At 45.8% G+C, this 22211-nt stretch carries 22 protein-coding genes and 1 riboswitch; of the genes, 9 read left to right on the top strand and 13 right to left on the bottom strand.

Features of this window, described 5'->3' with window-relative positions:
• Window positions 1-352 precede the first annotated feature (352 nt).
• The 3 genes from ACLVWP_RS13830 to ACLVWP_RS13820 are packed head-to-tail and all read right to left on the bottom strand — an operon-like array spanning window position 353 to window position 5660.
• Complete coding sequence (locus tag ACLVWP_RS13830; protein WP_413558043.1) at window positions 353-2164, bottom strand: adenylate/guanylate cyclase domain-containing protein; 1812 nt, start codon at window positions 2162-2164, stop codon at window positions 353-355.
• Window positions 2164-3786 (bottom strand): hypothetical protein, encoded by a 1623-nt coding sequence (locus ACLVWP_RS13825; RefSeq protein ID WP_413558041.1) that lies wholly within the window; start codon window positions 3784-3786, stop codon window positions 2164-2166. Before ACLVWP_RS13825 ends, ACLVWP_RS13830 begins: the two co-directional genes overlap by 1 nt.
• Entirely contained in the window at window positions 3786-5660 is a 1875-nt protein-coding gene (locus ACLVWP_RS13820; RefSeq protein ID WP_413558040.1) for a hypothetical protein, read from the bottom strand. The genes ACLVWP_RS13825 and ACLVWP_RS13820 overlap by 1 nt, the downstream gene beginning before the upstream one ends.
• Before the next feature lie 46 nt (window positions 5661-5706).
• Between ACLVWP_RS13820 and greB the strand changes: the two genes are divergently transcribed.
• The 3 genes from greB (at window position 5707) to ACLVWP_RS13805 (ending at window position 7791) form a co-directional block, all read left to right on the top strand.
• A complete protein-coding gene (gene greB / locus ACLVWP_RS13815; RefSeq protein WP_413558038.1) occupies window positions 5707-6234 on the top strand; it encodes a transcription elongation factor GreB in 528 nt (175 codons plus the stop codon).
• Window positions 6235-6376: 142 nt separating this feature from the next.
• Entirely contained in the window at window positions 6377-6817 is a 441-nt protein-coding gene (locus ACLVWP_RS13810) for a DUF3465 domain-containing protein (RefSeq protein ID WP_413558037.1), read from the top strand.
• A complete protein-coding gene (locus ACLVWP_RS13805; RefSeq protein WP_413558036.1) occupies window positions 6805-7791 on the top strand; it encodes a YheT family hydrolase in 987 nt (328 codons plus the stop codon). Before ACLVWP_RS13810 ends, ACLVWP_RS13805 begins: the two co-directional genes overlap by 13 nt.
• Here ACLVWP_RS13805 and ACLVWP_RS13800 read toward each other — a convergent pair.
• The gene (locus ACLVWP_RS13800) at window positions 7763-8518 is read right to left on the bottom strand and encodes a glycosyltransferase (protein ID WP_413558034.1); all 756 of its coding nucleotides are present in this window, start codon (window positions 8516-8518) and stop codon (window positions 7763-7765) included. The two genes, ACLVWP_RS13805 and ACLVWP_RS13800, sit on opposite strands and share 29 nt — an antisense overlap.
• 17 nt (window positions 8519-8535) lie before the next feature.
• Here ACLVWP_RS13800 and ACLVWP_RS13795 point away from each other — a divergent pair, with 17 nt between their 5' ends.
• From ACLVWP_RS13795 to ACLVWP_RS13785, 3 genes are all read left to right on the top strand, one after another.
• The gene (locus tag ACLVWP_RS13795) at window positions 8536-10050 is read left to right on the top strand and encodes a flippase activity-associated protein Agl23 (RefSeq protein WP_413558033.1); all 1515 of its coding nucleotides are present in this window, start codon (window positions 8536-8538) and stop codon (window positions 10048-10050) included.
• Entirely contained in the window at window positions 10047-12281 is a 2235-nt protein-coding gene (locus ACLVWP_RS13790; protein WP_413558032.1) for a transglycosylase SLT domain-containing protein, read from the top strand. Before ACLVWP_RS13795 ends, ACLVWP_RS13790 begins: the two co-directional genes overlap by 4 nt.
• Before the next feature lie 62 nt (window positions 12282-12343).
• Entirely contained in the window at window positions 12344-13930 is a 1587-nt protein-coding gene (locus tag ACLVWP_RS13785) for a LysM peptidoglycan-binding domain-containing protein (RefSeq protein ID WP_413558031.1), read from the top strand.
• 463 nt (window positions 13931-14393) lie between these two features.
• A riboswitch (cyclic di-GMP riboswitch) is annotated at window positions 14394-14467 on the bottom strand.
• A 417-nt stretch (window positions 14468-14884) separates the two neighbouring features.
• On the opposite strand, the gene ACLVWP_RS13780 is transcribed toward ACLVWP_RS13785, so the two are convergent.
• From ACLVWP_RS13780 to ACLVWP_RS13765, 4 genes are all read right to left on the bottom strand, one after another.
• The gene (locus tag ACLVWP_RS13780; protein ID WP_413558029.1) at window positions 14885-15202 is read right to left on the bottom strand and encodes a hypothetical protein; all 318 of its coding nucleotides are present in this window, start codon (window positions 15200-15202) and stop codon (window positions 14885-14887) included.
• A gap of 29 nt (window positions 15203-15231) precedes the next feature.
• The gene (locus ACLVWP_RS13775) at window positions 15232-15471 is read right to left on the bottom strand and encodes a hypothetical protein (protein ID WP_413558027.1); all 240 of its coding nucleotides are present in this window, start codon (window positions 15469-15471) and stop codon (window positions 15232-15234) included.
• Between the two features lie 137 nt (window positions 15472-15608).
• On the bottom strand, window positions 15609-15890 hold the full coding sequence (locus ACLVWP_RS13770; RefSeq protein WP_413558025.1) for a hypothetical protein: 282 nt from the start codon (window positions 15888-15890) through the stop codon (window positions 15609-15611).
• A 94-nt stretch (window positions 15891-15984) separates the two neighbouring features.
• Complete coding sequence (locus tag ACLVWP_RS13765; RefSeq protein WP_413558024.1) at window positions 15985-16779, bottom strand: Mrp/NBP35 family ATP-binding protein; 795 nt, start codon at window positions 16777-16779, stop codon at window positions 15985-15987.
• A gap of 156 nt (window positions 16780-16935) precedes the next feature.
• On the opposite strand from ACLVWP_RS13765, the gene ACLVWP_RS13760 reads away from it, so the two are divergent.
• On the top strand, window positions 16936-17250 hold the full coding sequence (locus ACLVWP_RS13760; RefSeq protein ID WP_413558022.1) for a hypothetical protein: 315 nt from the start codon (window positions 16936-16938) through the stop codon (window positions 17248-17250).
• 2 nt (window positions 17251-17252) lie between these two features.
• Here ACLVWP_RS13760 and ACLVWP_RS13755 read toward each other — a convergent pair whose 3' ends face one another.
• The 3 genes from ACLVWP_RS13755 to ACLVWP_RS13745 form a co-directional block, all read right to left on the bottom strand.
• Complete coding sequence (locus tag ACLVWP_RS13755; RefSeq protein WP_413558021.1) at window positions 17253-17714, bottom strand: hypothetical protein; 462 nt, start codon at window positions 17712-17714, stop codon at window positions 17253-17255.
• 128 nt (window positions 17715-17842) lie between these two features.
• Window positions 17843-18232 carry a YbaN family protein gene (locus ACLVWP_RS13750; protein WP_413558019.1) on the bottom strand — a complete coding sequence of 130 codons (390 nt, stop codon included), beginning with the start codon at window positions 18230-18232 and terminating at the stop codon, window positions 17843-17845.
• 8 nt (window positions 18233-18240) lie between these two features.
• Window positions 18241-18594 (bottom strand): photosynthetic reaction center cytochrome c subunit family protein, encoded by a 354-nt coding sequence (locus ACLVWP_RS13745; protein WP_413558017.1) that lies wholly within the window; start codon window positions 18592-18594, stop codon window positions 18241-18243.
• Between the two features lie 128 nt (window positions 18595-18722).
• On the opposite strand from ACLVWP_RS13745, the gene ACLVWP_RS13740 reads away from it, so the two are divergent.
• Window positions 18723-20066, top strand: a complete 1344-nt coding sequence (locus ACLVWP_RS13740) for a glycine--tRNA ligase (protein WP_413558015.1) — start codon at window positions 18723-18725, stop codon at window positions 20064-20066.
• Between the two features lie 91 nt (window positions 20067-20157).
• On the opposite strand, the gene ACLVWP_RS13735 is transcribed toward ACLVWP_RS13740, so the two are convergent.
• Together ACLVWP_RS13735 and ACLVWP_RS13730 are read right to left on the bottom strand one after the other, a co-directional pair.
• A complete protein-coding gene (locus tag ACLVWP_RS13735) occupies window positions 20158-20688 on the bottom strand; it encodes a hypothetical protein (RefSeq protein WP_413558014.1) in 531 nt (176 codons plus the stop codon).
• Window positions 20689-20698: 10 nt separating this feature from the next.
• Window positions 20699-21031 (bottom strand): hypothetical protein, encoded by a 333-nt coding sequence (locus tag ACLVWP_RS13730; protein ID WP_413558013.1) that lies wholly within the window; start codon window positions 21029-21031, stop codon window positions 20699-20701.
• Window positions 21032-21267: 236 nt separating this feature from the next.
• On the opposite strand from ACLVWP_RS13730, the gene ACLVWP_RS13725 reads away from it, so the two are divergent.
• A complete protein-coding gene (locus tag ACLVWP_RS13725; RefSeq protein WP_413558012.1) occupies window positions 21268-22176 on the top strand; it encodes a hypothetical protein in 909 nt (302 codons plus the stop codon).
• Window positions 22177-22211: the final 35 nt, after the last annotated feature.

Raw genomic sequence — 22211 nt, 5'->3', positions numbered from 1 at the left:
CCTCTAAAGAGCGGAAGTCTTCACGGACTCCGCTCTTTTTCTTTTTCTGGCGCGGGGATTTGAATCTCCCCGAGAGTCAGCCTCAATCCCGCCAGCCTGAAGCCCCCGCATTCCGTGACACGCCATCCGGGCTCACCGTCGCCGCCTTTGGCGGTTCGCGCATCCTGCGCCGACGGAGGTCACTGCATGCGGGGGCTTCAGTCCGTCGTGCTTGTGTCTGCCTCTCGGGGAGATTCAAATTTTGTTTCAGATGGGAAAAGGGAGGGGATCTGTTCAGGGGAGGTTTGGGGGAAATAAAAAAAGCGACCTTTTCGGTCGCCTTTTATTTCTTTGTTTGAAGTTGGGATGGGGATTAGGAGGCTTTGATTTTTACTTTGTCGGCTGATTCTGCCTCATAGTCTGAATACGGGGTTTTTACTTCTACGTATTTGTCGCCGGCTTTGTAGGCTCTTACTTTGTACATTTTGATGGCTTCGGAGCGGCCTTTTACTTCGGCGGCGCCGGCTAGTTCTACTTTGAAGTCTTCGCCTACTTTTTCTATGACTGTGTCGGTTACTAGTAAGTCTGCACCGAAGGCTTTTGTTGAGGCTTCGATACGGGATGCTGTATTTACTGTGTTACCGATGACTGTGTACTCCATACGCTCGTCAGAGCCGATGGTGCCGGAGATCGCTTTACCTGCGTGCAGGCCCATACCGATGTTGATGGCTGGTTGTTGGCGGGCGATGCGGGTTTCGTTTAGTTTTTCTAGGGCTCTGCGCATTTCTAGGCAGGCGCGAACCGCGTTGTGGGCGTCGCGTGGGCCTGATTTTGGGGCGCCCCAGACGGCCATGATGGCGTCACCGATAAATTTATCTACGACACCGCCGTGGGCGTTGATGATACCTACCATGACTCCGAAGTATTCATTTAGCATTTCTACGACTTCTTCTGGTGAACGTTTTTCTGAGAACGCCGTGAAGCCACGGATATCTGAGAAGAAGACGACCACGTCTTTGTTTTGACCGCCGACACCGATGTCTTTGCCGATCAAGTCCTCGGTTACTGCCGAGCCGTGGAACTTGGAGAAGAGGCTTTTTACTTTATCGCGCTCTTTTAAACCTTCAGTCATGTGGTCGAAGGCAGAGGCCAAGTCGCCCACTTCGTCGTGGGATTTTACTTGGTCGCGGGCTTTTACGTCGAAATTACCTTTTGAAACCAAGTTGATCAGACCTGCCAATTTTTCAATTGGGGAAGTCAGTGTCATAGAGAACAAGAAGATAAAGAAGATCGCAAGAGAGATCGCGGAACCTGCCACGAAGATCGCTCGGCGTTTTACCTCGTTGGATACTTCGAGGATAGCGGCCTCAGAAGTCTGAGAGATTACCATTGGCCCGTAGGACGTTTTTACTGAGGCACCAAAGAAGTTTGCATTCGTTTCGTGGTCTACGAACTTCGTTTGATACTGTGGAGATTTTGTCGCCATGGCTTTTGCCACGAACGGGGAGGCTGCCACGTTTTGGCGGCCCATCGCTTTTTGTTCGTCTTTGTGAGCTAGAACTTCACCTTCGCGGTCGATCAAGTATTGTGTACGCTCCGAAGGATCTGTGAATGGTTTTTGAATAGGAGCCATCATCACGTCCGCTAAAACGATATGCGTGATTTTACCTTGAGCATCTTTTACTAAAGGAATACCGATCGTGATCATTGCAGGAGCATTCGGATACGAAGCATTTTTAAGTTCAATGCTACCTTCAGCCACGTTACGAACCGGGAATTTCTGCCAAGCTCTGACGTTTACAAAGTACGCTTCAGTTAATTGGAACGGTTGTAAAACGTCTTCTTTGACTTTACGAACTACTGTTTCAACAGAGGAACCATTCAGTTTTAGAACTTCCATCGCGACAAAGTTTTTGTCACGGGTGAAGTTGAAATCCAAGTCTTCAGATGCTGATGTCCCTTTCATCAACAGTGAACCATTGGTGCGTGTTTTATCGATTAGATTTGCGATGATGTTGTCGACTTCTTTGGCTTTCGCCGAAGCAGATTCCAAATTCGCGATGTCGACCTGTTCAGCGGCCTTTTTCTCGAAGTAGTTAGATGAGATATAGGTGATCGCTCCCGTGGAAGCCACAAGGATTAAGATCGTCACCGTGATGAGTTTGGTTGAGATAGGGATTCTCATTAGAAACTCCATTCCGCGAAAAAGTTAATATAGTTACCGACAACAACAGACTCGTTCACATCGCCATCCAACGCAAAGTTGGTGTCTGACGGAACTGATTTATAGGACATTCGATCTTCGCGGCGGGCATAACCGAACAGTCCTGTGAATCTTTCAGTGAATCTATAGCTGCCTAAAATACCAAATTGAGTGGACATGCTCGGGTCGATGTCTTGGCCATTGGGCGTAGACACTTTCATCACCGAGGCATACAGATGAGCATTCAATTGAAGACCCCATTTTGGCGTGAGCGAGTACCAGTACTCGGCGCCAACGTGAGGACCCAATGCAGAAATCGTCTGATTTTCAGACGTGCCTGTGAATGGATCACCGATTGTTTCAGGAATTTCTTTATAAAAGCCGCCGACTTGATAGCGAATTTCTGCGCGATCACCAATCGGTTGTTTGTAGACGGCGTTCACTTCCAGAGCTGCAAATGTGCGAACTTCACCACTGACGGTGAAACCACTCATATCTGCAATTGCCAGGAAGCCCCAGTTGGATTTGCGATTCGTCCAACCTAAACCGAGTCGACCTGTGCCACCGAAGGCGTCATAAGCCACTTGGGAGTTTTTCTCTGGATTAGTTCCGCTGAACTTCATGTCTGTGACTAGGTAACTTGCAATGCCATACCAGCCACTTGTTTTTTCAATCGATTTACGCACAAGTGCTGTGTATTCCGCTGCCGCAGAACGATCACCTTGGCGCACATCAAACATGATTTTGCTGGAAGGGGAGGTTGGGCGCAACTCCGACTTGGCCTTCACGATGACTTGGTATTTTCCACCTTCCCAAGAGGAATCAAAAGGAAGGGTGTCTTCAGTGTAGTTTTCGTAAGTTTTTACGACGTCCCATTTTTTTGTTGCAGGATTTGCACGTGCCACGATTACTTCGTATTCTTTGATGTGATCAGGACGGGACCATTTGATATCGCGTACGAATTCTGATTCAGGTTTTGAAATCGAAGGAGCCTCGATAGCTTTACCCATCACTGTGAATTCAGCGACCGAAGTCGCATCACTAGAGATGCCCTCGTCATTTTGAGCTGTGACTTTCCAAGAGTAATTGGCAGCGACAGGGATGGAAGTTTTAAAACGCGGCTCTTTCAGAGTCTCGTTGATTTTAACTTTTCCATCTTCAGAGTTTAATTCAAACGTGTATGTGTCAGCGCCACCCACCGGGTCCCACTTGAATTCAACATCCGTTTTTTCATCGTCTGTTGAAGCGAGTTTAGTTTTTGGAGCAGGGGACTTCATATTCACATTATCCAACCCTACGTTGAATTCGCTTGGTTCAGACCACTCACCCGGAACACCACGATAATCGCGTGAACGCAATTTCATCATGTACTTACCCGGAGTCAGGCGGCCATTCCAAACGGATTCTTTCACTTTAAAATTGAAGGTCTTTGGCTTCGCCGCACCTTCATCTTTTTTCATCTGTTTCAATTCGATCTCATAAGATTTAGCTCCATCAATCTGCTCCCACTCGAAGTTCACAAGGCGACGATATGGCTCGGCCCCTGCGGCAACTCCGCTTAGCAAAATCAGTGGTAGAAGAAAGGTGGCTAAATACTTAAACATCAATTCACTTTAATCTTCTTTAACGTCGGTGCTTTTAAGTTCGATTTATCTGGTACGACCAGTTTACGAACCGGAGCTTGTTCACTCGCTCGACCAAAAGAGTCTTGCGCTGAAATAGTTACGTCATACTCACCCGGCAACAGATTGCGAATTGCGGTCGAAGTATTTTTGTACTTCGTGCGTTTCAACTCTTTACCGTCTTTAGTAATCACAAGTTCATAGTCAACAGCGCCATCAATTTTGTCCCACTCTAACTGAGAGCGACCATCCATCGAGGCTTGCAGTGGACCTTCAGCAGGGATGAACTGCGGAGCCTTCAAGATTGGACGAGGGACAACGTTAACAGCTTGCGAACTGCCTGTTCCTACAACTTGACCGTCTTTATCTACAGCTTCGATAGATGCGATATAACGACCTGGTTTAGGAACGGGAGCGGAGAATTTATTCTCTGTCACTTCAACAGCTGGAACTTCCAAAGCTGTTTGGTTTTCGTCATGCAGGCGCACACGGTAAGCCGCCACGTTTTCGATATTGTCAGCGCCCCAAGTGATGTCTACTTTCGGAGTGCCCACAAAGTACTGAGTCATCTGAGCTTCAGGCATTGTGAATGCTAGAGGTTTTACCTCGGCCTTTTTAGTTTGAGCCGGAGTATTTTGTGCTAGAGCCGCATCTTTCACCATATCAGTGAGTTTGATGCTGAACTTCTGCATTTTACCCAAGATAGGTTTATCAGAGTCATTAAAGTAAGAAGTCATGCGCCAGTAGTACGTGCCTTCGTTCAAACCCGTCAGAGTGAAGCTGTCCTCTGTGGTGAATGTTTTAGTCGTCACTGGTTGCGTGAGTTTGGCATCGGACCAAACTTGCAAAGTCATTTGGCGAGTGTCGTCGCTTTTTTGCCATTTGAATGTCATATCAAATGGATTTGTATTCGCTGGAACTTCAACGTCAGCAGTCGGGAAGACCACTGTCGGAGCATAGCGCGCTTGGATCTCAGTTCTATAAATAGCACTCTCACCAATCTTTTCGCCCGTTGCAGAAGTCGCGACGAGTTTCCAATAATGTTTACCGAATGGAAGTTTAGCGAGTACTTCAGATTCACCAGACGGAACTTTGACAAGCTCTTTCATTTCACGGCGGTTTTTACCCGTCCACAAAGAGATCTGTGAAGCAGCATCAAAGCCTGTCCATTTAAATGGAATCGCTTGCAAGTCATCAGCATCCATTGCCACGGGTTTGTTCAAGCTTGGAGCAAGAACCTTCACGCTGTTTTTATCAAATTGAACTCCAGAGGCTCCCAAGGCACCAATGCTACCTGTAGAGATCTCTGTGCTTTTACCATCTTTAGATTTTACCGAAGCTTTACCTTCTAAGACTTGGACATCGACGGAGTTACCGCTGCCTTTGGAAAGGGAAGCGGAAGCCTGACTCAAGTCAACTTTACCATTTGCGGAATTAAGAACGAGCCCTGGAGCATCGCCCTCGGCGGCGCCTGCTTTCGCATTAACGAAGAGACTACCTTCCATCAAATCAAGGGCGATTTCACCTTGGGATTTTTTGATAACGATCAATGACTCTGGTTCTAAATCTAAATAACGATCTGAATCAGTGAACTGAATACGCACCTCGCCACGATCAGATGTACGAATTGCTTCACCATCATAAAGTGGTTCACCAGTATTCACGAGTTGCCAAAGTAATCGAGTGGCAGGACGACGTTGGATGTCATCAACAACTTTTCCAACATATGCCAGTGGTTTCTCATTGTTATGAGAGTTTTGCTGCTTGTCCGTTGATTGATACCAAATCCACGTAAGCGCAAAAACAGATGATGAGCTGATTGCAGCAATCATTAGTCTATTCCATTGATTTTTCATCTGTTTCCTCCTCATACACTTTTCGGAAAATTTCTCGAAATATTTGATGGGCCAAAAGACTTGGAATGTTGCTGGTAGTTGGTCTAGTATCTTAAAAATGGATAACAAAAAGAACTACATCACCCCCGAAGGTCTGGAAAAACTGAGAAGTGAGTATCAGCAGCTCATGCATGGTGAACGCCCGAAGATCGTTGAGATCGTTCAATGGGCCGCCAGTAACGGGGATCGCTCGGAAAACGCCGACTATCAATACGGAAAAAAACGTCTGCGTGAAATCGATAAGAGAGTTCACTTTCTGACAAAACGAATTGAAGACGCTGAAGTGGTAGATCCTAAAGTGATGAAGGGTGAAACAGTTCTGTTCAGTGCCACGGTGACATTGGTCACTGAAGAAGGCGACGAATTGGTTTATCAAATTGTCGGTGAAGATGAGTTTGATCCAAAAAAAGGCAAAATCAGCTGGAAGTCCCCGGTGGCTCGCGCCCTCTTGGGTAAGAAATTAGGGGATGAAGTAAAGCTGGTGAAGCCCTCCGGCGAAGAATTTGTGACCATCGAAGGCGTGGAATACAAATAACGCTTCTTATTATTAGGGACTCTGAGGAGTTATTAGGGACTCTGAGGAGTTCCTAACCAAAACCTGTAAAAAGTCGTAAAAATAGGTGTTGTTTTTATTTTAACAAATGGTAATTTCCTCTCGGATTTCGGAGGGGGAATCAATGAAGAAGTTAACTGTTCAGTTACTCGCTATTTGTGTCACGATCGGTACGTTCTCGTTTCAAGCCAAAGCTTATAACTACCAACAAGAGGGATCTTCAGCTCCTGACGCTGCAATCGTTCGTGCAGTGGAATCTCACAAAAGAGTCGACTTTGTTGAAGGCTCAGATATGGAAGTTGTTCAGGTTTTGCCGGACGACACCGCTGGCAATCAACACCAAAAATGGGTTGTGAGACTTTCAAATGGAAAAACGATGCAGGCCGTGTACAATTCAGATATGTGCCCACACGTTCCGGTGCAAGTCGGTGATCGTGTTGCTATGGGTGGCATGTTCCTTTGGACAAATGTGGGGCCGATGCTTCACTGGTTACACCACGATCCGCGCGGCAATCGCCCTGATGGTTACGTGATGCTTAATGGAGTTTTCTATTGCAAAGACTAGAGTTGATTTCATGTGAAGCTCCCTTCTGGGCCGACAGCGGTCACAGTCAAACTTTGTGGGGGCATTTCCTTAAATCACCTGAGCTTGATAATTTAGGTTCTAATTTTGAAGTCGATCTGCCTGATGGGGATCGACTTTTTTGTTTCTATCATCAAGGCCACACCGATGTTGTTGTCAGTCTTTATCATGGTCTATCTGGTGATATGAATGCGGACTACATGCAAAGAACGGCGATCTTGTGCCGCCAGCTGGGTCACACGGTGGTTTTAGTCAATCATCGTGGGGCAGGGCCGGGACTTAAAGCCGCCAGAAATCCATATCACTCTGGCAGAGCCGAAGACGTTTCAGAAGTGATCAAGGCTCTTCGTCAAAAATTTCCAAATAAAAAGCAGATCGCAGTGGGCTACTCGATGAGTGGCGGCATTGTGTTGTGCTTGGGTGGGGGCTTTCGCGGGGAGCATAAACCTGATGGCATCATCACGGTGAATGCGCCATTAAACTTGGATCGTGGTGCACGTATGCTGCGCACGGGATTCAACCGCATCTATGATGTGCGCTTTGTCTATCGTCTTCGTCAAAACGTTGAGATGAAATTCCAAGAGGGGCTGATCGAGCAAAGATACAATATCCCTTGGTGGGCGACGCTTAATGATTTCGATAAAATCTATACGGCGCCAGCTTCGGGATTTAAAGATCGTACTGAATACTATGAAAGCTGCTCGGCGATTAATTATCTGCACAATATCGATGTTCCGACCTACATGTTAACTTCGGCAGATGATCCCTTCGTCAAGGTTCAGGATTATCAAGACGTTAAATTCCGCGACAATATGTCATTGCATATCGAGCAGCGTGGTGGACACATGGGTTATTTAACGAAGCGTAAAACCCCATTGGGCAGTCATCGTTGGATGGATTATTATTTGCGCGAAGCTCTCGACAAACTCACTCAGGAGTTGACTGTCGGTTCGTAAAAGCGCTTTCGCGGAATAGATTTAAGCGCTCTTTCCACACATGATATGATTTCGAAGTCACACCTGAATCAAAAATCGGGATTTCAATAATATTTAAAGTTTTAAGCAATGCACTTTGGTGAAGCGCCGGAGTCAGGTACCAGCCACGCAGTTTCTGCAAAGGAATTTCTTGGCGAATTTTATCCCAAGCTGATTTCCTGATGGCGATCACTTCGCAAAGAGGATCTTGTAAGGAGTCTTTGTATTTCTCGCGCAGAATATTATTAAACATCATTTCCGTTTTTGAGCGCGGTGTTTTGGCTTGCAGAAACGGGTTTTCTTTTTTGCGATAGCGGTCGCCCCAGCAGACATCGATTTTTTCCTCGGCGAACAGGTGTTGCCACAGTTTGAAAACATCGCCGAAAGGGGACGCTAATTCGGAATCCAAAATCATGATGAAGGGGGAGCGCGCCAGTTCCATGCCTTGATAAAGGCTGAGGGCTCGTCCTTTTTTTCTTTCGTTGCGATGGATCACCAGGATTTCATTTTTCGCGGAGGAGTTCGCCTGCTCTTTAAGCACTTGCAGAGTTTTTTCAGCGCCGTGCTCCACCAAAGCAATTAATTCGTACGTCATTGGGAATTTTTGAAAAAACGTACGTAAATCCTGCAGCAAAGCGGGAACAATGTCCGCATCTTTGTTCAGATATACTAAGAGAGAGCAGTGAGGGGTTGACACAGGGGATTCCATCTTTACGATTAATAACAATGAAATCGATTCGCGTCACTCAATTCCAGAAATACCTTATTTGGCTTGTCATTCTGCTTTTGACTATCTTCAGTCGCTTTTATCTTTTGGAGAATAAGCCTCTCCATTTTGACGAAGGTATCAATGGCTGGTTCACGATGCAGATGCGTGAAATGGGTTTTTATAAATATGACCCAACAAATTACCATGGTCCGCTGTACTTTTATCTTTTAAGAGGCTTTGAGGCGATCTGGGGTCAGAGCGTCGTGGCCTTGCGTGCGGTGCCAGCAGTTTGTTCGGTATTGAGTGTGATGCTTTTTGGTTTCATGGTGGTGCGTTCAAAGACAGTGCGCTACTTGATGATGTTATTTTTGTTCTTCAGTCCCGCGTTCATTTTTTATGGTCGTTCAGGGATTCACGAAATGCCGTTTGTGTTTTTTCAACTGGTTTTCGCCGTTGGTATGCTTCGCTGGTTTGATGAAGCAGATGGAACTTCTTTAGGCCTATTGCTAACCGGTGCTATAGGTATGATGACGTTGAAGGAGACCTTCACCATCAATTTGGCGGCTTGGGTAGTGGGGCTTATCTTTGCGGGACCCAAAGTACTACGTCAGTACTTTAACTTTGCGAAAATCAAAAATGCGTGGTCGCCACGTTTGACCTACCTTGTAGGTCTGTTACTGGTTTCGTTCGTTTTGGTGTTTACGGGTTTCTTAAGAAACATGCCGGGGCTTTTAGATTTCGTAAAAGCGTTCTTGCCATGGATGAAAACTGGGGTGGGCGAAACGGGCCACAACAAAGAGTTTTGGTATTGGGTTAAAGTTTTGGCTCAAGCAGAACCTCTAGTTTTGTTTGGCGCAGGCATGTCGGTGATTGGTCTATTCACTAAAGATGCGCGCATGCGTATGGTTTCGGCATTTTCGTTGTTCCAACTTTTGGTGTACTCCTTCATCCCGTATAAAACTGTTTGGTGTATTTTATCTTTGGTTTGGGGATTTTATTTTGTTCTGGCTTTGTATGCAGAAAAGATTTTTGTCCGTCGTAACTGGCAGGGATATGTCTTTGGCTTAATCTTGCTAATCGGTATTTTTGGCAGCGTGCGCAGCGCCTGGTTGTCATCATACCGTGAGCCGATTGATTTGAATCATCCGTATGTCTACGTAAACTCCACTTATGAAATGAAAGATCTGCAGAACTTGATTTTGGATATGGCGAAAGCAAATCCACTGTTAAGAGCAGAGCCTTTGCAAATGGGGATGAAAGAACAATGGCCATTCCCATGGGTTTTCAGAAGATTTAAAACGCACTGGGATCTATGCACGAACAAAGTGATCGAAAATGCATGGATCTATTTCTGTGATACTCCGGCTGAAAATAAAGTCGAGTCGTTCATCACAGAAGATTATATGAAAGTTAAAGTCATGCTTCGCCAACAGCGCGAATACTCTGTGGTGTATTTAAAGAAAAGCCTCTTTGATGGAGTTTACAAAGGTTCCTTCGAAGTGGTGAGTCCGATGAAAGAGGTTCCTCAATGACAGGTTTATCTTTATTTCTGAATTTAGTAGTCACAAGTGCAGTAGCGGCACCAGCAGCTCCCGCAAATGTCGTTCGTAAAATCAATATTCAGAATGATTTGAAAACATCAGGCTATGTGGATCTTTACGATTTGGATGCTAAGAAAGCTGCGAAATTGCCAGCCCTAGCCCAATTGAAGAATCACGAAATCAACGGTCGTTGGAATGAGTGTTTGAATTTGTCGCCAAAAGTATTTGCGGCGCAAAAAGATCTAAAAGGGTGGGTAGGCCAAGTGTGGTTGCACTGCTTGGACAAAGCTCAAAGTAAAAAGACGAGCGCGGGCCAAGAAGACCGCGTGCTCACAGCGATTGCAAAGTCTTGGAATTTATTTGATGAAGGACCTTGGGCGCAAGATTTGTGGCAGCAATGGGTTACTCAGGAATTAAATTTCTTAGACGGTGAAGTAAAAAAGAAAAACCGTAAAGTTGAAGCGCGTATCGAAAAGCTTTTAGACAATAGCCATCGTCTGAGCCGCGAACAAAAATCACAGTGCTTCCAGATGTTGGGTGATTTCGCTTTGAACGCCAACGATTATCCGCAAGCTCAGTTTCTTTACGAAGAAGCGCAAAGCTTGAAAGACTCTAAGTATCTGATCGAAAAATTGGATTTCCTAGCGAAAGCTCGCAATCAAGAAGTCAAGCAAGCCACGGCCGTTCAGATCGAGGCGATCGGCGAGGATGGAAAACTTGAAGAGCGCATTCGTCAGTCCTTGAAGCAAAATGATCTGATTCCTGCCCTGAAAGACTCTGTTGCTTTGTTGAATCAATTTCCAGGCAGTCGTGCTGCAAAAAGATTGAAAGATAAGCCTCTTGAAATCTTTAACTCTATTTCTGACAAAGCCGTGGTTGATAAAGCCTTGGTAGAAATGGGTGAGGCAGATGCGTCTCGTTTGTTAGAGTGGGCGCAAAACCTTCATCGCCGTGGCGAATGGGCTTCAAGTTTAGTACTTGCGCAAAAAGCGTTTGATAAAAATCCGCAGTCACCATCAGTGACAAGTATGTTATGGGTGGCCTCACGCTCTGCACATTTCACTGGTGATTATGATAAGGCCCTTGATTACTACAATAAGCTTACATTGCTTGCGAACGGTTCTGATGAAAGTTCAGAAGCGTTGTTTCGCTCGAGCCTGATTTATTATCGCAAACAAGAATACACGTCGGCGGCGGCTTTGCTTGAACGCTTGGTTCAACAAGGTAAAGATCGTTACGATTTAAATGCGCAGTATTGGTTGGTTCGCTCGTTACAACAATTCAGCAAAGAACGCGCTGATAAAGCAACGGCTGCTTTGATTGAAAAGTATCCGTTTTCTTATTACGGAATGCGTTTGCGTGCTGAAGCTAATGGCGGAAAGCTAACTTGGCCAGATGCTGATAAAAACCTCGCATTGACAGATTCATTTTATCTGGCGGGCAGTCAGAAAAAATCTTGGGAGCGTTTCTTAGCTCTTTCGCAAGCAGGGTGGGTGAGTGAAGCTCAAGTGGAGCTTGGTGATTTGCCTCCAATGAAAGATCCGACGTTGAAAGTTGCTATTTCAGAAAAGCTTTCGCAACGTGGTCAGTATTTCACTGCGATTCGCTTGGTGAACGATGCGATGGAAAATGACGTAAGACTTCGCCAAGAAAAATTCATCAAGGTGGGATACCCCGAAGTTTTCACAGCTCTTTATAAAAAAGAATCAGATCGCTATGGTATCGACACTGTGTTGTTGCGCAGTCTGACTCGCCAAGAGAGTGGATTTAATATGAAAGCGGTTTCCACATCGAATGCTTTGGGCTTGATGCAAATGATTCCACCGACAGCACAAGACACTGCAAAACGTTTGGGAATGAAAGTGGAATTGCCTGAAGATATGTTCCGCCCTGAAGTAAATATTCCGATGGGCTCATTCTATGTTTCCCAGATGTTAGGCCAGTTCTCACAAAATGTGCCGTTTGCGCTCGCAGCCTATAACGCAGGACCCTATCGTCTAAAAAAATGGATCGAAGCACGTCCTGAAATTTCATCCGCTCTAACAGTCCCAGGATCGTCTCCAGAGGGAGAGTTGTGGGTGGACGAATTGCCATGGAACGAGACTAGTTTCTACGTGAAGGCGATTCTAAGAAACACTCTGCTTTACTCGATGATAGGCAAGGAGTCTTACACAGTACCTCCTATTATTTGGCAAGACTTGCTTACTAAAAAGGCAAAATAAGTACGTTGTTTTATTGTAAAAGTCCTCTGAGTTTTGTAGCCTGAAAGCTGTTCGGAGGACTCATGAGGAGACTAGTTACATTATGTATAGTCCTGGGCCTACTTTCGGGTTGTGTTCATAAGGAATTGAACGCAAATGGCGAAAAGGCAGCAGGGAACGCGGGCAACGAGCCTGAAATCAAAGACATTGGCTCGTTCCGTTTGTCAGATCCTGAGGGTCCTAAGGTCGTAGACCAAGAGTTGGATGTTATCCCAACTGAAATCAACCCAATGGTTGAAAAATGGATCACTTATTTCCAAGGCCGTGGCCGTCCACACATGGAACGCTACTTAGCACGCTCTTCTCGTTACGAGAAGTTGATGAAAAAAGTGCTTCGTGACAACGGTCTACCTGAAGACATTTTCTATATCGCATTGATCGAATCTGGTTTCAGTTCACAAGCAACTTCCCACGCAGCAGCTGTTGGTTACTGGCAGTTCATTCGTGGTACGGGTAAACGCTATGGTTTGGAAATCAATCCATTCGTCGATGAACGTCGTGACCCTGTGTTCGCTACTCAAGCAGCAGCTGAATACTTCAAAGGTCTTTATTCCGTATTCGGTTCTTGGTATTTGGCAATGGCTTCCTACAACGTTGGTGAAAACCGCGTAAAACGCGAAGTGATGAATCACTACACGCGTGATTTCTGGGAGCTTGCTCGTAAAAAACGTTTGCCAGCAGAAACTGTGAACTACGTTCCGAAATTCATCGCGGCTAAATTGATCGCTAAAGAACCAGCTAAGTATGGTTTCGAAGACATCGATTATCTTCCGCCGATCGAGTTCGATCACATCACGGTAAAACAACCGGTGAACATGCGCCAAATGGCTGAAAAGCTAAACTTGAACTACGAGGACTTCAAAGCTTTGAATCCTAAGTTCAAAGGTGAAGTGGCAATCCTTAAAGGTTCTGAGCTAGTTCTTCGTATCCCACCAGGAACGACAGAAGTTGCAACAGTTGCAGCAGCAGAGTCTGCGGTAACTGACGTAAGATTCATCGCTGATAGCGGTGACACTCAAACGTACAAAATCCGTAAAGGTGATAATCTTAAAACGATCGCTCGTAAGTACAGAACATCTGTTGCTTACCTTCGTGACTTGAATGACTTGCCAAGAAAATCAAAACTTAAAGTAGGCCGCACGATCTACGTACCAGATCGTACTCCACTACGTGATCGTTCTGATCGTAAAAACAACAGCACTGTAGCCGCGAAATCAAATGCGAAACCAGCACCTGAAAAAGTGACTGAGACCGCAACAGCAGAGCTAACAGGTGGTCGTTACTACGTAGTTCAATCCGGCGACTCTTTGTTCTCGATTGCACAAAAGTACTCAACAAGCGTTGCTGAACTTCAAAAAGCCAACAACATCAAACGCAAAAGCAAATTGAAGTTGGGCATGAAACTAAAAATTCCAGGCGGTGACAACGGTTCCGCCCGGGAGGTAGCCAAAAGCAAAGTACACGTAGTCCGTAAGGGCGACAACTTGAGCGACATAGCTGCCAAGTACAACGTCTCAGTAAGCCAGCTAAAACAAAAAAACAAGCTGCGCAACCCAAGCTCTCTAATGGTAGGAACAAGAATCCAAATCCCCATAGCTGAAGCAAACTAAAAAAATAAAAACCCACTCCAAAAGAGTGGGTTTTTTTATAGCTCAGCCACGTCATGGAAAAGGTTGGCTTACTTCCCCCTCAGTCGCAGTGGCAATCCACGAATGATATCCAAGAAAGTTTCCGCCTTTATCTCTTCCCACTAGTCCGAAGACAAAGCCGCAGACGCCCAGATTGATGGGTAGGTGTGTTTGCATAAAAGCCGACCTCCGTGGGCGCATGGATGCGCGCACCCGCCAAAGGCGGGCCACGGCGAAGCACGACGCTGTGTCGGTGTTATGCAAACACACTTACCCAGCAAGCTGGGTGATCCGTGAACTAAATTTTAGAATGGATTTAAAAAGAAAAGTGCCTAGAAGTAATCATCATTGATAGCTCCTAGGCGAGGGGAATGAAACCAATCCTTTGTAATAAAAAGACCTTCCATTTTGCACACCTCTAAGTTCCCTTAGGTACTCTGTGACCTTTGGCAGCTGGCTGGCAGTGAAGCCCCTGTAGCTTTGCGCCCTATGGTTTCCCATAGTTTGCCTTGAGGCAAAGGAAGGATCTAAATCCTAACGAGTATAACCCTAGGAACCTCCTTTGAGTTATCTATAGAATTCGAACCGAACCTTTTGCTTTGATAAACTAGTGAACGCTCGTCACTTCGGTGCTTCATCATGATGGTCGTGGATACGAAACTTCATCACTGTCCTCCTTTAGCTGGCCCTTAAGCATTCACCCGAACAAGTCGAGTCTAACAGGCCCTCGGTTTCAACTTTTACAGAATAACTCGATTTTATTTTTCGACAAAGTGATCGCCATCATTTTCTCAAAACAGTTCGAAACCCTGTCTCACACCGAGAAGCTAGAGTGAAAGCACGTCGCTATATTCGTTAATAAAAAAAGGCACCGAGGATAATTCGGTGCCTTTTTTCATTTGTTATCGATGGTGAGCAGGGATTTGTTTCTAAAATTTAGTAACAAACTCTGCCGTAGTAGTACCAGCCCCAGCTGTAACAGTAACAGCTATAGCCGATAGGTGCCCATTGATTGAGATAACACCAACCGTAGTTCGTACAGCACTTGTTGCCGTAGTAATATTTTGTATCCGCATCGTCTTGTTTGGCCATGTCTAAGGCCTCTTGTTCTTCGGTTGTGCTCATCAAGCCAGAAGCTTGAACATCAATCGGAAATAGAGGGCGATCGGCAGGGAGTTGTGATTGGTTCGGAGCCGCATTCACAGTAAACGCGCAAGCAAGAATCAGAGCGAAGGTGCTAAAAGCCTTTCTCATAAAATCCTCCTTAGTGTGTTCGTAGAAATCTAGTTGCTACAAACTGTTCCTGGAAAAATCTGACCATTGGATCTGCAGTAGCAGTCACTTCCCTCAGGAAAGTTGCCTGGCCAAGCACAGCTTGGGGCATTTCCGACAGGACAGCAAACGCTCATCGTATGCATTTCATCACCATCAATTTCAGGATCGGAGGACGTAAAAAATTTGGGATTCTGGATGTTCGAAAAGATCATGCCTGAGATGAAGAGTGCGAATGTGAACGCTTTCATAAAGACCTCGGCTGAAAAAAACAACGGCCACAAGTCAATTGTCGCTGAAGCATGAATTTCCGCAAGATACTGTGTTACGGAACATGCTTGGGCGCCGACTTATGGCCGTGACGGTTTATTACCGGTTTATTGCAAAACTATTTGCAAACGTGACCGCTGATTTGGTTGTTACCACCGTTGTAGCATTTGCAAGGAGTACCTACGTTGTAGTAGTTGCTCAATTCGCAGAAACCACCACCATGGCTTTGGTAGCAGCAATATTTGCCTTGAGTTTTCATGATTTGAGCTTCAGTAGCTTCAGCAGAAGTTGCATAAACTTCAGATTCAGCAGTAACTGGAAGTTGTGGCATAGCGTATTCAGCTTGAGCAGAAACGCAGAAACCCAAAGCGATCAAAGTAGCAGCGAAGAATTTTTTCATTAGATCCCCCTAAATGATTTTCCGCTATTCAACAAACAAACGGGGTCGTTTGCAAGATGTAAAAGCTCACTCGGGGGATTAGTGTCCTCAAAAGTTACGGCAGGATCTCGCGGATGCGGTCAGCAACCTTCATGAAAGCCTGTGCCTCTGCGCCGTTCGGGTTCGCTTCAACAATTGGAATTCCCGCTTCGCAAGCAAGTCCGACAGACGGGTTAAATGGAATTTCCCCAAGCTTTGCAATACCTTTTTGTGCTGCGTAAGAATCGATCTCACCCTTAGGGAAGAGCTGCATTTTTTCGCCATTCACTGGATTGACCATGTATGCCATATTTTCGACCATACCTAGCAAAGGTACGTTTACGCGCTGGAACATATCCACCGCTTTTTTTACGTCGATAAGCGCCACGTTTTGCGGTGTTGACACCAGAACTGTACCTGCAACCGGAACTTTTTGAGCAAGAGTCAATTGGATATCTCCCGTGCCAGGAGGCAAATCCACGACCAAGTAATCAATCTCGCCCCAGTTCACATCGCGCAGGAATTGATCCATTGCTTTGAAAAGCATCGGGCCACGCCATACTACGGCGTTGCCTTCTTCGATCAAAAAGCCGATGGACATTAGTTTAATGCCGTAGCGAGTGATTGGCTCAAGTTGATTCGTGTCGGGATTAATATTGGGTTTTTGTGAAAGCGAGCCTAACATGCGAGGAATACTCGGGCCGTAGATGTCGGCATCAAGTAAACCAACTTTTGATTTGCGCCCCAAGGCCATTGCGAGGTTGGTTGCAACCGTAGACTTACCTACGCCACCCTTACCGGAACTAACCGCGATAATATGTTTCACTCCGGGAATAGCAGTTTGTTTTTCGAAAGGATTTGGTGCAGCCATCTTAAGGGACTCCTTGCTAATTTTAAGCTGACAACGAATAATAGACTTTACATGAATAGCCAAGATTTTTTGACGATGAACCTTGTTGGGGCAGGGGCCTTCGTTGTCTGGTACCTTTTATCTAGAGGTGGGGGAAAAACTCCTACGCGCCTCGACATGAAAGCACAGGACACGGCGCCACCACTCATCAATCCGGAGCCCACTGAAGCCGCCACTCGAGACGTGGCGACGGCGGCAGCTGCGCGCTCAACGGCGGTTCACCCGGATTTGGCAAACATGCGTCCTAAGAATCTAAATGTGATTTTTAGCTATAATTCCCATACTTGGGATGCCTATGAGGTTTTGGGAGTTCCGGCGGGAGCTTCGATCAAAACAGTCACCGAAGCCTATCAAACTCAGATTCGCCGCTGCGAAAAAGAGTCGATCGATTTCTTTGAAACCGCGTACAACGCGATTCTTAATAAAAAATAGAATTACTTGGAATATAGGCAGCTGAGGCCACGGCCATTTTGGCTGTGCTCCCATTGGAAGGATTGACGATCCTTATCCAGAATAACGATGTCTTCATTCAAGGTCAGGCTTTCAGTCGCCAGTAATGACTTTTCAATCTTGCGCACGTATTGGTCTTTTTGATCGGCTTGCGCCAACATTTTTCCGAATTCACCACGAGAGATTTTTGCGCCTTTATTGATATTGCAGATGCGAACTGTTTCAAGTTCGCGATCTTTGTGACGAGGATTCAAAACAAAGCCACCGCATTGTTCAATCCAAGTCATCGTCGAAGGGCAGTTGTCTGCACCATTCACCAAAGAGTAAATGCCTTCGCGGTCATTCCAGGGAGCACGCGGAGCTGTCGACGCAAACTCGCTCGTCATTTCAGTTCCGTATTTTAAAATCGTCAGTCCCAACATGAGACAACAAAGAAAAGCTCTCATCGTATGCACTCCCGTTGCGATTTATATAAGCAAGGGGTGTGCGAGTCTGACGGTCATTGAGTTTCAGTTGAAATCGGTATTCTCACCCTGAGGCGAATAGGAATGCAGAGAGTGCCCAATCACGGCAGTCAGTGGGAACGTGGTGTTGACGGGCGAGACCAAATAAAGATGAGCACGCAGGAGCAAACGACAGCCGCACTGATGCGTGCATAGTTAGGGACGTCTGCAAAAAATAGTGAGATCGAAACCAATGGGACCATCAAAGCTGTCGCCATGATTTTCGCACGCAAACGAATCACGCCGTGATTTTGCCAATCCCTGATGAAAGGCCCCAGGCGCGGTTGGGCAAGCAACCATTTGTGCCAGCGTTCGGAGCTGCGACTAAAGCAAAATGCCGTTAACAACAAGAAGGGAGTTGTGGGTAAAAGCGGCAGAAAAATTCCAATGAAACCAAGCCCCAGAAAAATCCAGCCAAGGACAAAATAGACGCTGCGTTTGGTTGCGCTGAGGGGATTCACGGGGAGTCCTAGTGGGCTTTTGCCGACTCAGGCTCTTTATAATCCGGCATAAGTTTTCCGCGATGACACATGAAACATGTGGCCGCAGGTCCTTTTTTTCCGTCAAAGCCGTTATCCTTAAGCATTTGAGTGAGCTTCATGTGCTCTTTGCTGACTTTGAAGCTTTTCTTGCTGTCATCAGCGAAATTTTGAACGTTATGGCATTCAGTGCAGGTCACGCCCAACTCGCGGGAGATCGTAACCATTTCTTCGCGGATCTTTTCTTCTTTTTTAAGGAACTTAGGAACAGATTCCGCTGATGTCAGGGAACCCATTAAGAAAATCGCCGTAAAAAGGATGAAAACCAATTGAGTGCGCTGCATAAAACAAGGATGTCTTAGGACCCGACTCGGAATCAAGTAAGTCCCTGATTTGTTGACTGTATCTGGACCCAAGTGTAACTTTGTTGCCTAACCACTCCGAAGCCATCGGAGGAGAAAGTCGAGCCCTCATGAGCACTCCTGAAATTAGACCCCTTACTGATTTAGCCACACTTGTTTCTTTAAGCAAACGTCGTGGATTTGTTTTCCAATCATCTGAAATTTACGGTGGTCTGGGTAGCTGCTGGGACTATGGTCCATTGGGCTCGTTGATGAAACTAAATGTAAAACGCGCGTGGTGGAATGCGATGACTCGCAGACCAGACATCGTGGGTCTTGATGCTGCGATCTTGATGCATCCACAAGTGTGGAAAGCCTCTGGTCACGTGGATGGATTCTCTGATCCATTGGTTGACTGTAAAGAGTGTAAAACTCGTTTCCGCGCAGACAATACAGAGTCTTACCTTAAAGACAAAAAGTGCCCGAACTGTGGCAGCAAAAATTTGTCTGAAGAGCGTAACTTCAACTTGATGTTCAAAACTCACATGGGTCCTTTGGAAGACTCTGCGAGTGTTGTGTACTTGCGTCCTGAGACAGCTCAAGGTCACTTTGTGAATTTCTTGAACTGCCAACAATCGTCTCGTTACAAAGTACCATTTGGTATCGCAGCGATCGGTAAATCATTCCGTAACGAAATCACGCCAGGTAACTTCATTTTCAGAACTCGTGAGTTCGAACAAATGGAAATGCAATATTTCGTAAAACCAGGAACTGACGAAAAATTCTTTGAAGAGTGGAAAGAGCGCCGTTTGGCTTTCTATTCCAAATTCGGTATCAAAAAAGAAAACTTGAAAGTTCACGTTCACGAAAAGCTTGCTCACTATGCGCGCGCTGCGGTTGACGTTGAATACAAATTCCCAATGGGTTTCTCGGAGCTAGAAGGTATCCATAACCGTTCTGACTTCGACTTGACTCAACATATGAAGTTCTCTGGTAAAAATCTTGAGTACTTCGATGAAGCGAACAAAGAAAAATTCATCCCATACGTTATTGAAACAGCCGTGGGTTGTGATCGTTTGTTCCTAGCATTCATGTGTGATGCTTACCGTGAAGAAGTGACGAAAGACGAAGCTGGCAAAGAAGACGTGCGCGTGGTAATGGGTCTTCACCCAGAAATCGCTCCGTTCAAAGTAGCTATTTTGCCATTGTCTAAAAAAGAAGAGCTAACTTCGATCGCAGATAAATTGCGTGACCAGTTGGCTGAAGACTTCGACGTAACATACGACGAAGCAGCTTCCATCGGTAAACGCTACCGTCGTCAAGACGAGATCGGTACTCCGTTCTGCGTAACTATCGACTTCGATACAATCAACGACCAAGCGGTAACAGTTCGTCACCGCGATACAATGGTTCAAGAGCGTATCCCAATGTCACAATTGAACGCGTACGTAGCAGGAAAAATCAAAAATTTCTAAAAGGTACCAGGTCCTATTTCTGAGGACAGTGCATAAAAAAAGGGAGCTGCTAAAGCTCCCTTTTTTATTTTTAAATGCTCAAAACAACGAACTAGTTGCGAGCATGCAAACGGAAGATCCCAAAGTTAATACGCTCTGAGTACTTCACGCCATTTTCAGCATTCACACTTCTTTGTGTGCGAATGATCAACTCATAGGCTTGAGGAAGTTCGCTCTTATCAATCGAAACCGACTGATCTTGGAAGGATCCTGCATTCAGATCCTGCAATGAAGCACGCATCAAAACACGGAAGTTCTTATCGACAACCAGTAGTTCATAATTGCTGTAGCTTGTTTTAACTTTCACACCATTTGGAGCCGTGTATCTTTCAACAGATGGTTGAGAATCTGCAATCCATGCACCTTGTTGGCATTTCACCATGGAAACACGAACCGTCACGTCTTTGCTAGTTTGTGATGAGCTTTCATCGATCAAACCGATAGAGACAAATTTCCCTTTTGTATGAGTCGTACCTTCGTTGCAATAAGCAACAGAGCCATCCATCACTTTAACAACAGAAGATGCAAAAACAGACGGAGATACGAAGAGTGCTGTTAATAGAACAAGAGCAGCGTGTTTCATGGTGAACTCCTTAGAAGCTTTCCGGCGTATAGAAATAAATTGTCGTGTCGTGAACTGAGCGATGCAAAAGACCCGCAAGTTTGTCGCCGGCTTGGCGATCGCAGCGAACGACGATGCCTTTAGCCATCACTTCGTCGAAGGACAAAGGACATGCCGAATTCGCGGCGTAAAGAGCTTCATAGCCGTCAAAGTTCAGTTGAGCTGTGCAAAGGCCGGTGCCTGGCAAGGCTTTGATTGAATCAATTTGCGCGACGATCTGAGCGTCGACTTGCTTACAAACGATGTTTTCAGCCATAGCCGAAGTCGCGAAAAATAATGGAAGAACGATCAATAGATTTTTCATAGACCCGTATGTACCACGTAATTCGGTTTGCCAGGGGGTGGAGTCAGGAGGTCATGAACTAATGACTGAATCGTCGGTTTTTTTGACAGGCAGGATCGGTGCTAAGGGGTGCATTTTTCTTAGTAAACGCGTGTTTTTTTCATAAGGAACTCAGAGTGTCCAAATGGGGACGGTAATTAGTGACAGAAACAGCCCTTTTTGATAGCAAACTGCCTGTTTATTGAAGGGATGTTCCGATGAAAAACCTGCTGATTGCGGCACTTGTTATTTTCAATTTAACTCATGCTTATGCTGAGGAATCTGATCTTCCAATTCCAGGTGACGATGGTTCAGGCACAGTTCAGCCTTTGCCAGACTATCCAACTCCAGGTGATGAATGGCCACAAGAGCCAACTCCAACTCCGGAGCTTCCTCCTGCGCAACCACCGGCTCAACCGCCGACACAACAACCTCCACAGCCGCCAGTGGGTATGCCAGGCGCTGATACAGATGATAAAATCTCTGTGGGTGACCGTGCGCTTGCGGTGACAGACAGTGTGTTTGTAACGGGTACTATCGCATCTATTTCCCGTGACGGTAAATTGGTGACGATCCGTGGTGACTACGACGGTCGCTTTACAACAGTAAAAACAAAATCAGTGGGCGTATGGTTGAACTGCAATAAGCAAGGTCACTGCTACGGCGCTAAGGGTATGTATGAATACAACCGTGGCCGCAATTACAACCCGGTGCAAATCGAAAGCGTTTACTCTAATGATTACTTGTTGGTTAAAGAGGACTTCGGCGGCAGAAAATATATCGCAAAAACCAAAGAAGTTTTGCGCTCTGTCGGTTGCGACAGAAAAACAGGTATCTGCCAAGGCCAAACGGTTTTGACAGAGCCAGTAGGTTCTGCCCCTTATTTTGAAACGCAAGTTTTGGAAGTTTACCAAGACGGTGTGTACTTGATTTCCACATACAATGGCGGCAAAGACATTCGTAAGAATGGTGATTTGGTAAAACAGATCAATTGCTATAAAGGTTTGTGTGTTGGCCAACAAGTGAATATGGGCAATATCCAACGCGTTTATGACAACGGTTTCTTTACGATCCTTGACCCTTATTCTGGTAATTTGACTTTGCGCCCTTACCGCGAGATTCGCTAAGGGAGCGCCCGATTTTTATCGAAACTGGCGCCCCT

The sequence above is a fragment of the Bdellovibrio sp. HCB209 genome (assembly GCF_047306065.1).
In the GTDB taxonomy this organism is placed as follows: Bacteria; Bdellovibrionota; Bdellovibrionia; order Bdellovibrionales; family Bdellovibrionaceae; genus Bdellovibrio.
This window is presented reverse-complemented; position numbering and strand designations above follow the sequence as displayed.

Bases quoted from the DNA above. Each gene is read 5' to 3' on its own strand.
- ACLVWP_RS13830 (WP_413558043.1), bottom strand. From the start codon at position 2,164: ATGAGAATCCCTATCTCAACCAAACTCATCACGGTGACGATCTTAATC.
- ACLVWP_RS13825 (WP_413558041.1), bottom strand. From the start codon at position 3,786: ATGTTTAAGTATTTAGCCACCTTTCTTCTACCACTGATTTTGCTAAGC.
- ACLVWP_RS13820 (WP_413558040.1), bottom strand. From the start codon at position 5,660: ATGAAAAATCAATGGAATAGACTAATGATTGCTGCAATCAGCTCATCA.
- greB (WP_413558038.1), top strand. From the start codon at position 5,707: ATGGGCCAAAAGACTTGGAATGTTGCTGGTAGTTGGTCTAGTATCTTA.
- ACLVWP_RS13810 (WP_413558037.1), top strand. From the start codon at position 6,377: ATGAAGAAGTTAACTGTTCAGTTACTCGCTATTTGTGTCACGATCGGT.
- ACLVWP_RS13800 (WP_413558034.1), bottom strand. From the start codon at position 8,518: ATGGAATCCCCTGTGTCAACCCCTCACTGCTCTCTCTTAGTATATCTG.
- ACLVWP_RS13795 (WP_413558033.1), top strand. From the start codon at position 8,536: ATGAAATCGATTCGCGTCACTCAATTCCAGAAATACCTTATTTGGCTT.
- ACLVWP_RS13790 (WP_413558032.1), top strand. From the start codon at position 10,047: ATGACAGGTTTATCTTTATTTCTGAATTTAGTAGTCACAAGTGCAGTA.
- ACLVWP_RS13785 (WP_413558031.1), top strand. From the start codon at position 12,344: ATGAGGAGACTAGTTACATTATGTATAGTCCTGGGCCTACTTTCGGGT.
- ACLVWP_RS13780 (WP_413558029.1), bottom strand. From the start codon at position 15,202: ATGAGAAAGGCTTTTAGCACCTTCGCTCTGATTCTTGCTTGCGCGTTT.
- ACLVWP_RS13775 (WP_413558027.1), bottom strand. From the start codon at position 15,471: ATGAAAGCGTTCACATTCGCACTCTTCATCTCAGGCATGATCTTTTCG.
- ACLVWP_RS13770 (WP_413558025.1), bottom strand. From the start codon at position 15,890: ATGAAAAAATTCTTCGCTGCTACTTTGATCGCTTTGGGTTTCTGCGTT.
- ACLVWP_RS13765 (WP_413558024.1), bottom strand. From the start codon at position 16,779: ATGGCTGCACCAAATCCTTTCGAAAAACAAACTGCTATTCCCGGAGTG.
- ACLVWP_RS13760 (WP_413558022.1), top strand. From the start codon at position 16,936: ATGAAAGCACAGGACACGGCGCCACCACTCATCAATCCGGAGCCCACT.
- ACLVWP_RS13755 (WP_413558021.1), bottom strand. From the start codon at position 17,714: ATGAGAGCTTTTCTTTGTTGTCTCATGTTGGGACTGACGATTTTAAAA.
- ACLVWP_RS13745 (WP_413558017.1), bottom strand. From the start codon at position 18,594: ATGCAGCGCACTCAATTGGTTTTCATCCTTTTTACGGCGATTTTCTTA.
- ACLVWP_RS13740 (WP_413558015.1), top strand. From the start codon at position 18,723: ATGAGCACTCCTGAAATTAGACCCCTTACTGATTTAGCCACACTTGTT.
- ACLVWP_RS13735 (WP_413558014.1), bottom strand. From the start codon at position 20,688: ATGAAACACGCTGCTCTTGTTCTATTAACAGCACTCTTCGTATCTCCG.
- ACLVWP_RS13730 (WP_413558013.1), bottom strand. From the start codon at position 21,031: ATGAAAAATCTATTGATCGTTCTTCCATTATTTTTCGCGACTTCGGCT.
- ACLVWP_RS13725 (WP_413558012.1), top strand. From the start codon at position 21,268: ATGAAAAACCTGCTGATTGCGGCACTTGTTATTTTCAATTTAACTCAT.